Consider the following 15,459-nt stretch of genomic DNA (forward strand, 5'->3'; position numbering starts at 1 on the left):
GCCGGAGAGACGCCGGCAATGAGCCGGCTACGTCCCGGTATCGTCGTCCGCACCGCCCGTCCGAAACAGCCGGTAGGTGGTGCGGCCGACGGCTGCCTCGCCGTCGGCCCCGACGACGCTGACCTCAGTAACGCCGGTCGTTCCGCCGGCCCGAACGACCTCCGCTTCGGCGCGGAGATCACCCGTCGCCGGCCGGAGGTACGAGACGTTGAGATCCGTCGTCGTCAGCCGAGCGGCGGCCGGGTCGTCGAACGTGGTCCGAAGCGCAAAGGCGCTCGAGGTATCGATCAAGGTCGCGACGATGCCGCCGTGAACCGGATCGTAGCCGTCGTTGCCGACCGGATTCTCGAACTCCTCGCTGCGCTCGATCGCGATGACCGCACGGCCATCCTCGAGGTGGGCGACCTCGAGATCGAGCCACGAGAGGTAGCCGTGACGGTCCACGAACGTCGTCCACTCGGGCCAGTCGGTCGACGCATCCGGTTCCGATACCATCTTACTCGCCTTCGAACTCCGGCTCTCGGTCCTCGGCGAAGGCCGCGGTTCCCTCGAGCACGTCGTCCGTGCTCGTCAGAAGGCCGAATCCCTGGCTCTCTATGGTCAGCGCGGCCTCGAGGCTCGCGTCCTCGCCTTCGTTCATGACTTTCTTGGCGATCTCGAGGGCGATCGGCGGGCCGTTACGAAGGTCGTCGACGAATTCGTCGACGGTCTCGTCGAAGTCGTCACGCTCGACAGCACGGTTGATCAGGCCCCAGTCTTCGGCGCGGTCGGCGTCGATGTGTTCGCCGCGGAAGACCAGTTCCTTCGCGCGGGTCTCGCCGAGGACGCGGAGGAGTCGCTGGGTGCCGCCGCCGCCGGGGATCAGGCCGAGGTTGATCTCGGGAGCGCCGAACGCCGAGCGCTCCGTCGCGATCCGCAGATCGCAGGCGAGTGCGAGTTCGAGCCCGGCACCGAGACAGTAGCCGTCGACTTTCGCGAGGACCGGCCGCGGGAAGTCGTTGACCGTCTCGAAGGCGGGCGTGACGTCCATCAGGTCGGTGGGTTCGACGCCGCTGAAGCCGGAGATGTCCGCGCCGGCGCTGAACGCGCGGTCGCCCGCACCCTCGATCGTCGCACACCGAACCTCGTCGGTGTCGACCGACGAGAACAGGTCGTCGATTTCGGCGAGCAGGTCGCCCGAGAGGGCGTTCATACGGGACGGTCGGTCGAGTTCGACTCGCAGCACGCCGTCTTCGAGGGAGACGTTGAGGTCGTGATAGGAGTCGAGTCCGCCCTCGTCGCCGTCGTACTCGTAGAAGCCGACGCCGGCTTCCTCGCCGGTCTTGCCCGCTTCGACGAGTTCCTCGAGGTACGGGTGTGGCTCGAAGCGGTCGGAGCCGGTCTCCTCGGAGAGCGTCTCGAGTTTCTCGAGGACCGCGTCGAGACCGATCTTGTCCGCGCGTCGGCAGATGCCTTCGGGGAAGCCCAGCCCCAGTTGGACGCCGGTGTCGACCTCCTCGGGCGTGGCGACGTCGTCGCCGACGAGGAACGCCGCGCGGTTGATCATGCGGGCTTCGACGCGCAGCCAGTCGAACTCCCCCGCATCGTCGGGCGTGTAATCCGCGCCGTTGCCGTCTTCGTAATCGTAGTACCCCTTCCCGGTCTTCTGGCCGAGTTCTTCGGCCTCGACCTTCTCCTCGATGATGGGCGGAACTTTGGTCCCGCCCTCTTTCCGGACGTGGTAGCCGACGTCGATGCCGGTCAGATCGGCGAGTTCGAACGGCCCCATCGGGTAGCCCCGTTCGTGGGCCATGGTCGCGTCGGCCTGTTCGATCGTCGCCTCGCCCTCCGAGACCATCCAGGCGGGTTCGCCGCCGAAGGGGCCGACGATGGTGTTGACGACGAAGCCGCGGACGTCCTTGCGGACGTAGATCGGCGTCTTGCCGATCGATTCGACCCACTCGTAGCCGGCTTCGGCCGCCTCGTCGCTCGTCTCCTCGCCGTAGATGACCTCGACCAAGTCCATCTTGACCGGCGGGTTGAAAAAGTGCAGGCCGAGTACGCGTTCGGGCGTGTCGACGGCCTCCGCGATGTCCGAAATGGGAAGGCTCGAGGTGTTCGTCGCGAGCAGCGTCTCCTCGTCGCAGTACTCCTCGAGGTCGCCGAAGATGTCGTGTTTCAGGTCGAGGTTCTCGGGTGCGGCCTCGATGACGAGATCGGCGTCGGCGACGGCTTCCTCGAGGTCGGTGGTGACGTCGATCCGGTCGAGGACGTCCTCGGCGGATTCGTCGATCAGGTCCTTCTCCGCGAGTTTCTCGAGGCTCCACTCGATCGACTCGTAGCCGTCTCCGACGAACTCGTCTTTGATGTCGCGCATCGTAACATCGTAGCCGCCCATCGCGGTTACCTCGGTGATCCCGTGACCCATGTTCCCCGCGCCCAGCACGGCGACGCGGTCGATGGTTTCTAGTGACATGGTCGTGTGGTCTACCGGGACCGTCTTAATACCACCGACGCCAGTTTAGCAATGTTAAGCACTTCGTTCTCGGTTGTACCGCTCGTACGCCTATTCGGGGTTGGTGTGAACTTCGGTAACGGTCGCTCGAGTGTATTGTTGGGAACGACAACCAAGATGACTCGATGTTTCAGTGTACTCGGCTTCGTCCGTCGGATTAGCCCGATCGGCATCGCCCACTACGACAAATACGGTCCAACGAACGAGTACGGTGTAGTATCAAGTGACAGGACAGTATCCATTTCGCTAAATTCGAGGTTTGTAACGACTCTACGAGATATTATCGCCCAACACCGTTATCTCAATACGGAGACAATATGGGAAACATGACCCGGGCATTCGAGCAGCAATTGACGGAGCGCGCTGATTTTCACGAGTTCATCGATCAGTTCGATAGCGTCGCCGTCTGGTCGGGAGACGCATCCGGATTCGATTCCATGAGCACCGCCTTCGAGGATATCTACGGCCGTCCCGTCGAAGACGTACTCGAGGATATGTTCGTTGTTATCGAGGCCACCCACCCCGACGATCGCGCCCCGGTCATGGACATGATGGCGGATCGAGACGGCCGCATCGAAACCGGAGACGCCAAGCAGATGGAGCATCGCGTCATCAAGCCCGACGGCGACGTTCGATGGGTTGAGACCCGCGTGTTCCCGCTCCCCAGTGCCCCCGGTGATACGCCGCAGGTGGTCGGCGTGACGATCGACATCACGGAGCGAAAACGCACCGAACTCGAACTCGAGCGACAGAACGAACGACTCGAACGGTTCGCCAACATTCTCTCTCACGACCTTCGCAACCCCCTGACCACCGCGAAGGGCTACCTCGACCTCGCCACGGACAAATACAGTCACAAGTACCTCGACGTAGTCGACCAGGCGCTCACCCGAATCGAGGAGATCATCACGGACGTCCTGACGCTCTCTCGGATCGGAAAAGCGGCTGAAACGACCGAAACCGTCGATCTCGAGGCGGCGGCTAAAGAGGCGTGGCTGATCGTGGACGAAGATCGGGGCCACCTCGAGACGATGGACGATCTCGGCGCGATCGAGGCCGATCGGAGTCTCGTCGGGCAACTGTTCGAGAACGCGTTTCGGAACGCGATCGAACACGGTTCGACCGGCAGTCGGCCCGTAGCCGACGACAGTGTCGAACACGGTTCCCAGGACGTTACGGTCCGGGTCGGACCGCTCGAGGAGGCGAACGGGTTTTACGTCGCCGATGACGGGGTCGGCATCCCCGAATCCGAACACGAACAGGTGTTCGAGGCCGGCTACTCGACCTCCGAGAAAGGAACCGGCTACGGCCTCTTGATCATCAAGGAGATCGTCGACGCCCACGGCTGGAACGTTCGCATTACGGACTCGGAAACCGACGGCGTCCGTCTCGAGGTCACGAACGTCACCACGAACGCCTAACACGTCCCCGTTCGTCGCGGCCGAAAACGGGACTCTGAATCGGCGTCCTCCTACAGCGGTTCGTCGCCGTCGATGATCCGCTTTGCGCGGTCGGCCAGCGCCGGCACTCGGTCCTCCATCTTCGGATACATCGGGTTGTCGCTGTTGCCCTCGAGATAGCGTCGGTAGAACATCTCGCCGAGGCCGGCCAGTTTGTAGACGGCGAGAGCGCGGTAGAAGCGCTCGTGTTCGAACTCGAGACCGGTGCGGTCCTCCCAGCGGGCGACGAGTTCGGTCCGTGAGGAATAGCCCTCCCGTTCCATGAACCGGGTGGTGAGTTCGGGAATCGACGGCTCGGGGTCTTTCGCGTCGCGCCAGTAAGAGAGCATCCAGCCCAGGTCCGCACGCGGATCGCCGAGCGTGGCCATCTCCCAGTCGAAGACGGCGATGAGCTCCGGCGGCTGCTCGCGGCCGTCGCCCGCTCGCCCGTTCGGGGACTCGCGTCCCCCGCTCGGGCCGAACATCACGTTGTCGAGTTTGTAATCGCCGTGGACGAGCGCGTGGGGGTGATCCTCGGGGACGGTCTCCTGAAGCCAGTCGCCGACCTCGCGGAGGACGGGCACCTCGCGCTCGTCCTCGGTGACCTCGAACGCCCACGAGAGCTGTTTGCCCCAGCGGTCGACCTGGCGCTGCGTGTAGCCGGCGGGGCGGCCGAACTCTCCCAGCCCGACCGCCTCGTAGTCGACGTCGTGGATCTTCGCGAGCGTGTCGACGAGTTCCTCGCCGATTTTCTCGCGGTGTTCGGGGGCGGCGAATCGCTCGGGTTCGCCCTCCCGGAGGACGTCGCCCTCGAGTCGCTCCATGACGTAGAAGTCGCTGCCGATGACGTCGTGGTCGTCACAGGCGAGCACCGTCTCTGGGACGGGAACGTCGGTGTCAGCCAGCGCCGCGGTCACTCGATGCTCCCGTAGCACGTCGTGGGCGGTATCGGCGGTCTCTCCCGGTGGCGGCCGGCGGATGACCAGTTCCCGTCCGCCCCAGCTAACGAACAGCGTTTCGTTCGAGTGACCTTCCTGATGACGCTCGATCTCGTAGTCGTCGACTGCTCCGAGGTGATCCTCGAGATGCGCGACAAGGGCATCCTCGTCGACGAGGCGTTCGTAGTAGTTCTCGCTCATAGGTGGGTAGTGAAACCGCCGTCCGATCGGACGACCGTAGCGTCGCCTCTCGAACGCTGGTCCGTGTTCGATACGATGGTGTACAGTACCATTACATCTATGCTTAACGAAAATAGTTTTGTACCGTTCTGATTTTCCATCGTTGTGCTCTCTGGGACGAAACCTCCGCAAACAGTTTCTTGTAAACCAACCGTCTTTTCCGCGAGTATCGATCTGCTACCACTCCAGAACTTGTTGTGAACGCAGCGGCGAGAATCATCGAACGGAGTGGATCGCTCATCCGCTGGGTCGTTCGCACATCGATGAGGTGCGTTATATTTCGCTCCCCCGTATAGTTACGCTACGGGCACGGAAGCACCGTCAATCGGACCACACCCATGGAACCGCGAATCACCGTCATCACGGCCGGCGTCGACGACCTCGAAACATCACTCGGCTTTTACCGTGACGGACTGGGCTGGCCGACGGAAGGCATCGTCGGCACCGAGTTCGAAGGCGGAGCTGTAGCGTTTTTCCCGTTACACGACGGCTTACGACTGGCCCTCTACCCGAAAGCACAGATTGCAGAAGACGCGAACGTCGACGAAACTGCAACGAGTTCCGCCGAGTTCACCTTCGGCCACAACGTCGCGTCGAAGGAGGCAGTTGACGACGTGATCGAGACGGCGGAAAACGCAGGGGCGGAGATCACCGACCCCCCGCGCGACCGTGAATGGGGCGGATACTCGGGCCACTTCAAAGACCCCGACGAGCACCTGTGGGAGGTCGTTTGGAACCCGGAGTTCGAAGAGTAATCGCCCGCGACACCCGGTTACTCGAGCTTCGCCGTCTCGGCGAAGGTTCCCGGTGATCGATTCCGCAGGCCCTCAGTTCCGCAGCTCGCGCAGTTTCTCCCGACCCGGCGCGATCAGTTCGTCGAGGTAGCTCGCGAGCGTCCCCTTCGCGTCGGCGGGGTGGAGTTCGCCGGACTCGAGGTCGTCGGCCAGATCCTCGTAGTCCTCGTAGGTGAGGTCGCCGCCGTACTTGTCGGGCCGTTCGACGACGATCTCCTCGAAACGCGGGAAGACGTGGTACTCGAAGAGTTCGAGGACGGGGTTCTCGAGGTCGCCCTCGGGATCCCGCGTCGGCGGGCAGAACGCGGAGTTGACCTTCTCCTCGAGTTCCTCGGTCGAGTCCTCCATCGAGATGGTGACGCCCTCGCTCGAGGACATCTTGCCCTCGCCGCTCGTGAGGTCAGCGACGATGGGGGTGTGGAGGGCCGGTCGGACGTCGTAGCCGAGTTCCGGTAGCTCCTCGCGGGCGAGCATGTGGACCTTGCGCTGATCGAGGCCACCGACGGCGAGGTCGAGGTCGAGGTACTCGATATCCAGACACTGCATGAGCGGGTAGACGACGTGGCTCACCTTCGCGGTCTCGCCGCCCTGGATCTCGGCCATCGCGCGCTGGGCGCGGTTGAGCGTCGTCGAGAGCTCGAGTTCGTGTAAGTCGAGCGTGTAGTCCTCGTCGAGTTGGAACTCCGAGCCGTAGACGAACTCGGTGTTCTCCTCGTCGAGCCCGTAGGCGACGAACTGGGCTTTCATCTGTTCGGCCGTCTCGCGGATCTCCTCGAACGTCCCCTTCCCGTTGAGGTAGGCGTGAACGTCCGCCAGCAAGACGACGACCTCCATGCCCGCCTCCTGGAGATCGATGAGTTTGTTCGCCGTCAGCAGATGGCCGAGATGGAGCACGCCGGAGGGCTCGTATCCGACGTAGACGCGCTTGTCCGCCGGATCGTCGGCGAGTGCGCGTACTTCCTCGTCGGTGACGACCTCCTCGGCGTTTCGCGTGATCAGGTCGTAAGCGTCCATACGTGAGGAAATCGGAGGAAGAATTTATACCCGATGAAAGGATCTCGCCGGGTAGACGGATCCGGTGGAAATGCTTGCCCAACGCTCTTCTCGCTGGCTCGCCTAGCTCCCCCGATTCCATGGGTTACTCAGAGGACTTCGTCAACGCCGTCCGCCGCAGCTTCCTTCCCCAAATTCACTATCTGCTGCAGGGGCGCTTCGACGGCTACGCCGTCAGCCACACCACGGCCGACGAGTACGCGCTGACGACCAACTGCACCGAGGCGACCATCGAGGAGATTCTCGAGGAACTCGGCTTCTCGCGAAACCCGATCGCGTCGCTGAAGGTCCGGACGGACGGCAACACCTCCGAGGGATCGTGGGTCTGGCGAGCGTCGCCACTGGCCGACATGCAACTGCACATCGTGCTCCACGAGGTCGAAAACGCCGACAAAGTCGACGTCTACGCCCACTGGGAGTGTTCGTGGATCCGCCATCCATACAAACACTACGTCGCCCGCGGCTACGACGCCGAGAAGGGGGTCGAGTTGGCCCGTCGCTGGCTCGTCAACTACGACGAGGAGTGTCTCAACGGCTCCGACGGGATCGACTACGAGATCGACGACTCGCTGTCGCGAACGGCGAGCGAGTACCTCTCGGTCTCGTACTACCGGGTCGAGGAGGCGATCGCGGGACTCAGGTCGCGACTCCCGTTCGTCGATGGTGGCGGCTCCCTCGAGATCGATCGAGAAGGCGAACGGAACGCCGTCTCCCCGCGGATCGTCGACCGGTCGTAACGGGAGACAGACGATCGTGCCGTTTTGCTGCTCAGCGCGTCCGGGGACGGACCCGAACGGCCAGTAGCGTTTCAGTCAGTACGACTGCGTACAGCAGGGAGCGTAAACGAGAAGGTCGTCCCGTCACCCGAATCGGAATCGACCCAGATCTCGCCGTCGTGGCGTTCGACGATCCGCCGGCACAGCGCGAGGCCGATCCCGGTTCCGGCGTGTTCCTCGTGGCTGTGAAGTCGCTCGAACACCTCGAAAACCCGGTCTTCGTCCGCCGAGTCGATGCCGATTCCCTCGTCGCTGACCGAGATCAGCCACTCGTCGCCCTCGCGCGTTGCGGAAATCGCCACTCGAGGCGGCCCCTCGCCGCTGTACTCGATGGCGTTATCCACCAGATTCTGGAACAGTTGGCGAAGTTGGCTGGCGTCTCCCGCGACGGTTGGCAACGACTCGCTGGTAATTTCGGCGTCGGCCTCCTCGATCCGCATCTCGAGATCGATCAGTACGTCGTCAAGCACTGCCTCGAGATCGACTGAACCGATAGAATTTCCCTGTGTATCGATCCGAGAGTAGCTGAGGAGTCCCTCGATCATCGCCTCCATCCGCTCGGCACCGTCGACCGCGAACTCGATGAAATCGTCGGCGTCCTCGTCGAGTTCGTCGGTATACCGGTACTCGAGCAGTTGCAGGTAGCTCGTGATCATTCGGAGTGGCTCCTGTAAGTCGTGGGAGACGGCGTAGGCGAACTGTTCGAGGCGCTCGTTGGACGCCTCCAGCCGACGCTGGTACTCGTGACGCTCGGTGATGTCGAAGTGTGCGACGGCGACGTATCTTCGATCGCCGTCGGTGAACGGGGCCGCCCGCATGAGGAACCACCGTTGCTCGTCGGGGGAGTGGCACGGATATTCGAATTCGAATAGCTCCCGTTCGCCCGCGAGAATCTCAGCTAATCCGACGGCGGCAGTCCGTGCGGTCTCCGTCTCCGCCTGGGCGGTGATATCGAGATAGTTGGTGCCGATCGTATCCGGTCGAAGTTCGATATCGTTCGCTTCTCCGAACTCCTGCCACGCGCGGTTCGTATGCAGGATCGTTCCCTCGCCGTCGAGGATCGCAAAGTTGATCGGGAGTGTGTCGACGGCTGCGGGAACGAGAGTCGCTGGCTCCCGGGAATCCATGAACGATCTCAGTTGGCCGACGGAGAAAACGTTGTTCCCGTTCGTCGAAACCCCGTCCAGTCGTTACGTCTGCTCGTCCGAACGGAACCCGGCGAGAAACGCACCGGAACTCCGGTAGAGGACGGCGACGGCGGTGATGGCGACGAGGAGACCGAGAACGACGATCGGGGATCCGTACCCGCCCAGCGCAGCCGAGAGTGCGAGCCGGGTGATGAACGCGAGACCGATGCAGGCGACTGCTGCGAATCCGAGGTGGCGGACGAGTGCGAGCCGCGGGGACCCCCGCTGGAGCGCCTCCGCGCCGCCGAGTTGCAATGCGGCAACTTCGGCGGCGAGTTGAAGGCCGAGGAAGAACGACGCGACGAGGACGAGCAGGGATCCCCTGATCCGAGACCTTGCCCCCAGCCGAGGGCCCCGAGCGCCGACCCGAACGCACTCGAGAGGAGCGCGATAGCGGGGAAGCCGACGAGGATGACCGCGCCGAGATAGACGGCAGTAGCGATCAGCAGGGACCGGGGCGGAGACGACATTACTCTCTCCTTACTGGACAGTCGGATAACTGTTTTGACGGCACTACGTCCTGTCACTGAACGCCCATCGAGACGCATCTCCGCTCACTACGGCTCGCACGGTCCAGTTCAGAACCCGTTTCGAATCCGCTCTTCAGCTTCCTCGAGCGCTCGTTCCCGGTCGAAATCGTCGATGATTTCTCGAAGTTCGTCTTCGTCCGCGTCGGCGAGATCGCGGGCGTGTTCGGTGATGTTGGGCACCGCACGAATGATGTTGTCGACGATCGGCACGTCCGCGACCCGTGGCGAGCGCGAGAGCGGGTTCAGATCGATCACGATCTCGGTCTTGCCCATCTCGTCGAGGGCTTCCGCACGGTCGCCGTCCTCGAGCGGGACGAGGACGACGTCAGCGGCGTAGATCCCGTCTTCGTCGACCTTTCCCCGCTGGTGATCCAGGTTCGGGATTCGGGCGTCGGCCTCGAGTCCCTTGACAGTCGCCGCGCCGTGCTCGCGGAGGTGTTCGGCGATGGCCTCGATCCGTTCCGGGGTGCGATTGAAGAGGTTGACCTCGAGATCCGCACCGGTCGCCGCGGCCAGTTCGGCCATCTCGCCGGGGACCAGCGCCGCGACGTTGCCGTTGATCGAGAGGACGGGACGGTCGGCCAACAGGAGGTGAGCCGCTGCGGCCCGTTCGGCCGCGTCGGCGCTGGGAATCGTCTCCTCGCCCAGCAGGTAGTCGAACGCGCTACCCCGCCCTTCGGCGTGCATCCCCTGTAAGTGCGTAATCCCCTTCTCGACGCCCGTCTCGATCCGGTGGCGCGTGAGCAGGTCCTGGTATCTGGGGTGGTCCTCCGGAATCTCCTCTTCGTGCTCGACGTCGGCGGAGACGGTGTCGTAATCGGTCACGGTCGATCACTGGATTCGACCGATAAAAAGCGACCCGATCGGTCGGCGAACGGTGGCCGGATACCGCGGGTCGCTCCGGTCACGGTCGGACGAATCGATCCGCTATCGATCTCGGTATAAAGACGCGATATGCTTCGCGCGAGTATATTCGCTCGCGTCCGTCCAAGCGTGAGTATGGCGACTGAACGCCGGGATCGCGATCCCGCATGCGAAACGTCCGGTTCGCACGACGGAGCGTACGACGAACACCTCGAGCGCAGTCGAACCGTCTGGGATCGGTGGAGCGACTGGTACGGCATGAGCGAGCGGGACTTCGAACCGATGCGGGAGGCGGCCATCGACCGATTGGCCCTCCAACCGGGCGACCGCGTGCTGGAGATCGGCTGCGGTCCGGGCGTCAATCTCGAGCGGATCCGCGACGACGTCGACGAGTCCGGCGAACTCGTCGCCGTCGACTACAGCCCGGCGATGATCGCGAACGCGCGGGAGCGGATCGACGCCCACGGCTGGGAGAACGTTGAGGTTCGGCGCGCCGACGCGACGACGGCCACGTTCGACGAGCCGTTCGATGCGGCGCTCGCGACGCTCTCGCTCTCCGTCATGCCCGATATCCCTCGGGCGGTCGAAACCGTCTACCGGTCGTTGGTCCCCGACTCGACGTTCGTCGTGTTCGACGTCAGACCGTTTCCGGATGGTCCCGCTCGAGTCCTGAATCCGTTCGTCCGGCGCTTCCTGCGCTGGTACGCGAACTGGAATCCGGACGGGGACGTCGTGGCGTCGCTCGAAGCCGTCTTCGACGAGAGTGAAGTCGTCGACACCTACACGCACGGCACCACGTACGCCGTCGTCTGTGAGAAACGCGACGCGGACTGACCGAACCGGCTCTGTCGAACTCTGTAGCGGTCGATATGGCACCCACCTCTCCGGTACGTACAGGCTGCGGCGTCACCAGTCGGTTTGTCTTAGTATCATCTTCTGATAGATGGTGGAATACAGAGAGAACGTGGCAACACCACCTCGAAAGTCCCCGCCCCTTTCAGTCCACCCGTTGGCTCGTCCTCCCCAGCCGACTCGCTCGCTGCGCTCGCTACCGCTCGCGACGACCTCGCCGGCACGCCTCGCAACTGCTCGGCACACCGTCAGCGCGCGCCACGTGGCCGGGAGTGCGGCCGGCCCTGGCGGACTGAAAGGGCGACGCGGGCTCGCGCTGAAAGAGCGTCGCTGCGGTGGCGCTATCCGCCGCAGCGGCCGCGAGCCCGCTGAGGGCTTTCGAAACCGTATCCGAGACGAGAGGACAGAGAAGACAGCAGCCAGTCGATTACCGAACCCTACGGGCCGTTATCCAGAACTCGCGCTACGGCGTTCGCCTCGCCGCGACGGACCAGTTCCGACGCCGTCGAGACGGCACACTCGAGTTCGTCGGCGACCGCTTCGATACCGCCCTCGCGCGGAACCTCGTAGAACCCGACGTCCCAGGCGGCCTGCAGTGCGGTCGCCTGTCGATCTGACACTGCCGTGTCGGTGATCGCGACGTCCTGACTGACCCAGCGGACGTCCAGTCCCACCCCGTCGGGAACCTCGTCCACGACGGCGGTGAGCGCTGGCGGGTGGCCGACGACGGTCAGCCGGATCGTTCGGTCGGAACGGATCTCGATCGGCGGCACGACCACCACGGTCTCCTGTGCGAGCGCGTCCAACAGCGACATCCCTTCCGGTCCGAGATCCCGGCGAAGGTACAGAAAGAATCCGTCGTCAGACGGCGTGATCTCGTACTCGAGGACCCTCTCGAGGTCGCACAACAGCGACTCGTAGGCCTCGGGGTCGCCGTAGACGAACGACGTGATCGTTTCGACGCCGTCCACCGTCTGCCCGCCGACGATGATCTCCCGGTCGATATCCGGCGAGTCGCAGATCCCGGCGTGTATCGGCGGAATCGCCTCCGGGCCGTACTCGAGTTCGATGCGCACCGACTTCATCGGTCGACGATACGGACGGAACGGTAAAATACCGACAGGTGTCGGCCGGCGACCCGCACAGCGGAGCGACGGGACGTCGAAAAATCGTTTGCGGCCGCGTTCGATCCGGTCGCTACTCGGTGAAGGTGATCCAGCCGTCGGGCGCGTGAGCCTTCACGTCGTTCATCGCCTCGCGGGCCTCCGTTCGGTTCTCGTAGGTCTGGGTACTCTCTGCCATCGTCGAGCCGTACTCGTCGACCAGCCGCCACACCCAGCCGTCGTCGGCGGTGTGCAGTTCGAAGGAGATGCTGTCGATCTCGAGGATGCTCGCCTCCTCGATCAGCGACCGAACGTTCTCGAGCGCCTCGCGTGCGGCCTCGCTCGAGGGATGGGTTTCGGTGCCGCTGGCGATCGTGCGACCGTCCTCGTCGATGAGCCGCCAGCGCCAGCGATCCTCGTCGTTTGCGACCAGTTCGAACGAGGCGACGTCGAAGTCGACGCGACCCGCCATCGGCGCGAGTTGACGGATGTCCTCGATCTCGTCCATTACGGCTGCCTTGGACGAGACGGACCCGACCGCGCTTGCGCTCACGTCGCGGTCGCGGTCGATGAGCTCCCACGTCCAGCCGTCGCTGTCGGACAGGCGAATCACCGCGTCCTCGATCGCGAAGATCGGTGCGTCGGCGACGTGCGTTTGCAGGGTTTTGGCACCGTCCATCGCCTCGTCGCGATTCCCGTAGGAGACGGTCGAATCGGCGAGCTCCTCGCGGTCGCGATCGAGCAGTCGCCAGTGCCAACCGCCGCTGTCGTACAGCTGTACGGCAACGTCACCGATCGTGTGACCGCGTGCCGACGCAGCGGACTCTCGGACGTCGTCCAGGCTGTCGACGAGTTCGTCCCGGGTCGGGTAGGCCTCGTCGTCTTCCGCGACGATCTCGCCCGACGGGAGCACGAATCGCCAGTGCCAGTCCGCCGCCGCGTACGTCTGGAACACCGCTCGGTCCATGGTCCGGATATTGGAATCCAGGTGCTCGAGAAGTCGGTCCATCGCCTGCCGTGCGGCACCGCGGGTCGGATGTGTAGCTGGGTCTTCGGCGACGAGTTTGCCGGCCTCGTCGATGAGTCGCCAGCCCCACTCGTCGTCCTCGTTGACGAACAGTTCGAACGCCGCGGTTTCGATCTCCAGGAGTTCGGCGTCGGGCGCTTGCTCTTTCAGCGTCATCATCGCTTCGGCGGCCTCCCCGCGGGAGGTGTGCTCCTGACCGCTGTCGGCGAGCACGTTGCCGTCCTCGTCGATGAGCCGCCAGCGCCACTCGCCGGAATCGGCCTCGTAAACCTGGAACGCCGCGTGCTCGAACTCGATGAGTTCGGCCTCGCTGGCCTGTTCGCGAACTCGCCGGATCGCGTCCGACGCCGTCTCGGCGTCGGGATGCGGTTCGGTGCTCCCGGCGACGATCTCGCGGTCGTCCGTGACGAGTCGCCAGTGCCAGTCGGGGCCGGCGTCGGCTTCGTACGCCAGTTCGGTCCCGCCGTCGGGTTTCGCCGCGGGATCGTCGACCGTCGCCGGGAGGTCGTCGTCCTCCCCGGTCGCCGTCGCATCATCCGCCGGATAGACTTCGTACTCCGCGTCCTCGATCTCGATGATGTCGGCCTCGAGTGCGTTCTCGCGGAACTGCTTGGTACCGGCTTCGACGGCGTTCCGGGTCGTCACATCGCTCGGATTCCGAGCGACGACGTGCTCGCTCTCGTCGACGAGCCGCCAGCGCCACTGTTCGCCCGACTGGTACAGTTCGTACGTCGGCTCGCCGGCCACGGTCACCGACGCCGACTCGAGTGCGGGCAACAGTGCTTCGGCGGCTTCCTCGGCATCGCGCCGGGTCTCGAACGTGTCCGAACAGCTGGCGACGACGTCGTCTCCGTCGTCGACGAACCGCCACGTCCAGCCGTCGAGTTGCTCGACGAGTTCGACGCCGACGTGCCCGATGTCGAGTACGCGTGCGCGATCGAAGCGCTGGGCGAACGTCTGGGCGGCGTTCTCGGCCTCCTCCTGGGTCCGGTGACCCGTCTCGCTCGAAGCCAGCGGGGTCCGATCGTCGTCGACCAGTTGCCAGTACCACTGGTCACGTTTCTCGGCGTAGGTGAACGCGGCCCCCTCGATCTCGATGACGTCCGCGTCGGGGCCGCGATCCTTCAGGAAGCTCACTGAGTTTTCGGCCTCGTCGCGCTGGCCAAATTCGCCGGTGCTCGAGCCGACGACGCTGCCGTCGTCGCGTGCGAGCGTCCACTGCCACGTGCCGTCGCGAGCCTCGTAGAGTCTGAACGCGGAGGTGGTCAGCTCCATCAATCCGGCGGAGCTGATCTGGGATTGAACGCGTTCGATGCCCTCGGTCGCGTCGGGCCGCGTAACCGCACTCTCGTTGCTCGCGGCGAGCGCCTCGAGATGTAGAACGTGCCACTTCCAGTCGCCGTTCTCGTCCCGGAAGACGGCGAACTGGGCGCTCTCCATCGCGTCGCCGGTCAGGATAGCCGGATCGTCGGTCGCGCCTTCCTCCTCGACGAACATGCCCTTCTGGCCGGTGAGAACGGGGACCAGGGCGGTAACGCCCGCGATAATTCCGACGCCGAGCGTGTAGACGGTGATCACCTGCACGCTGTAGTCGGTTCCGAGCTCTCGCCAGTTGTAGGGATACGCCCAGCCGAAAAAGACGACGCCGCCGAGTGCAACGAGTAATCCGAAAATACTCGCGTAAATTCCGATCCGACGGACCGGAAGCATGAGGACGATTCCGAACAGACAGAACGCGAGACCCGTTGCTGCTGCAACCCCCGATACCCTGGTCAGGGTATAGAAGTCCGCACTCCCCCCGCTCCCCGCGTAGCCGGCAACGAAGGTAAACACCCCGGCGGCACCGAGGACGTAGCCGAAGATGAACAGCCAGTAGCCGTAGACGTCCTTGCTCGAGTCGGGTTCACCGACGTAGTGTTCGTACAGGCGAAACAGTTTTTGGTGAATTTCAGTTGCCGAAGACATTCGTAAACTTAACCGGATAACTGAAACCCATCATAATAAAGCTCCGGCCATTGATACGGAGGTAGACATATTCTCAGAGTCACACGACCGACCGATACGGCGTAGTCGGCGGGTTCAATTTGTCTCGAGACGCCCGATTTCGGACGGTACCGGCATCGTCCCTGTGAAGATGTTGCACACCGTCTGAATCGAGATGG

The 15,459-nt window shown here is 63.9% G+C and carries 13 protein-coding genes; 4 read left to right on the forward strand and 9 right to left on the reverse strand.

The genetic code is table 11. The features are described 5' to 3' along the window. Positions 1–27 precede the first annotated feature (27 nt). A complete protein-coding gene (locus tag DWB23_RS00995; RefSeq protein WP_121740948.1) occupies positions 28–495 on the reverse strand; it encodes a PaaI family thioesterase in 468 nt (155 codons plus the stop codon). 1 nt (position 496) lies between these two features. After that, positions 497–2,455 (reverse strand): 3-hydroxyacyl-CoA dehydrogenase/enoyl-CoA hydratase family protein, encoded by a 1,959-nt coding sequence (locus DWB23_RS01000; protein WP_121740949.1) that lies wholly within the window; start codon positions 2,453–2,455, stop codon positions 497–499. A 365-nt stretch (positions 2,456–2,820) separates the two neighbouring features. Between DWB23_RS01000 and DWB23_RS01005 the strand changes: the two genes are divergently transcribed. After that, the gene (locus DWB23_RS01005) at positions 2,821–3,915 is read left to right on the forward strand and encodes a PAS domain-containing sensor histidine kinase (RefSeq protein ID WP_162989718.1); all 1,095 of its coding nucleotides are present in this window, start codon (positions 2,821–2,823) and stop codon (positions 3,913–3,915) included. Between the two features lie 50 nt (positions 3,916–3,965). Here DWB23_RS01005 and DWB23_RS01010 read toward each other — a convergent pair whose 3' ends face one another. Next, on the reverse strand, positions 3,966–5,072 hold the full coding sequence (locus DWB23_RS01010) for a phosphotransferase family protein (RefSeq protein WP_121740951.1): 1,107 nt from the start codon (positions 5,070–5,072) through the stop codon (positions 3,966–3,968). A 377-nt stretch (positions 5,073–5,449) separates the two neighbouring features. On the opposite strand from DWB23_RS01010, the gene DWB23_RS01015 reads away from it, so the two are divergent. Beyond that, positions 5,450–5,866, forward strand: coding sequence for a VOC family protein (locus DWB23_RS01015; RefSeq protein WP_121740952.1), 417 nt, complete (start codon positions 5,450–5,452; stop codon positions 5,864–5,866). A gap of 72 nt (positions 5,867–5,938) precedes the next feature. Here DWB23_RS01015 and DWB23_RS01020 read toward each other — a convergent pair whose 3' ends face one another. Continuing rightward, a complete protein-coding gene (locus DWB23_RS01020; RefSeq protein WP_121740953.1) occupies positions 5,939–6,919 on the reverse strand; it encodes a tyrosine--tRNA ligase in 981 nt (326 codons plus the stop codon). Positions 6,920–7,038: 119 nt separating this feature from the next. Here DWB23_RS01020 and DWB23_RS01025 point away from each other — a divergent pair, with 119 nt between their 5' ends. Then, positions 7,039–7,695, forward strand: a complete 657-nt coding sequence (locus DWB23_RS01025) for a hypothetical protein (protein WP_121740954.1) — start codon at positions 7,039–7,041, stop codon at positions 7,693–7,695. Between the two features lie 71 nt (positions 7,696–7,766). Here DWB23_RS01025 and DWB23_RS01030 read toward each other — a convergent pair whose 3' ends face one another. The 3 genes from DWB23_RS01030 to DWB23_RS01040 all read right to left on the reverse strand — a co-directional run bounded on the left by DWB23_RS01030 (position 7,767) and on the right by DWB23_RS01040 (position 10,276). Continuing rightward, the gene (locus DWB23_RS01030; protein ID WP_121740955.1) at positions 7,767–8,861 is read right to left on the reverse strand and encodes a PAS domain-containing sensor histidine kinase; all 1,095 of its coding nucleotides are present in this window, start codon (positions 8,859–8,861) and stop codon (positions 7,767–7,769) included. Positions 8,862–8,924: 63 nt separating this feature from the next. After that, positions 8,925–9,176 carry a hypothetical protein gene (locus tag DWB23_RS01035; protein ID WP_121740956.1) on the reverse strand — a complete coding sequence of 84 codons (252 nt, stop codon included), beginning with the start codon at positions 9,174–9,176 and terminating at the stop codon, positions 8,925–8,927. 323 nt (positions 9,177–9,499) lie between these two features. Beyond that, positions 9,500–10,276, reverse strand: coding sequence for a 4-phosphopantoate--beta-alanine ligase (locus tag DWB23_RS01040; RefSeq protein ID WP_121740957.1), 777 nt, complete (start codon positions 10,274–10,276; stop codon positions 9,500–9,502). A 174-nt stretch (positions 10,277–10,450) separates the two neighbouring features. On the opposite strand from DWB23_RS01040, the gene DWB23_RS01045 reads away from it, so the two are divergent. Then, entirely contained in the window at positions 10,451–11,149 is a 699-nt protein-coding gene (locus tag DWB23_RS01045) for a class I SAM-dependent methyltransferase (RefSeq protein WP_121740958.1), read from the forward strand. A gap of 455 nt (positions 11,150–11,604) precedes the next feature. Here DWB23_RS01045 and DWB23_RS01050 read toward each other — a convergent pair whose 3' ends face one another. Together DWB23_RS01050 and DWB23_RS01055 are read right to left on the reverse strand one after the other, a co-directional pair. Further along, complete coding sequence (locus tag DWB23_RS01050; RefSeq protein ID WP_121740959.1) at positions 11,605–12,252, reverse strand: helix-turn-helix domain-containing protein; 648 nt, start codon at positions 12,250–12,252, stop codon at positions 11,605–11,607. Between the two features lie 112 nt (positions 12,253–12,364). Then, entirely contained in the window at positions 12,365–15,262 is a 2,898-nt protein-coding gene (locus tag DWB23_RS01055; RefSeq protein WP_121740960.1) for a DUF1508 domain-containing protein, read from the reverse strand. Positions 15,263–15,459 lie beyond the last annotated feature (197 nt).

It is taken from the genome of Natronorubrum halophilum (assembly GCF_003670115.1).
GTDB classification, from domain to species: Archaea; Halobacteriota; Halobacteria; order Halobacteriales; family Natrialbaceae; genus Natronorubrum; species Natronorubrum halophilum.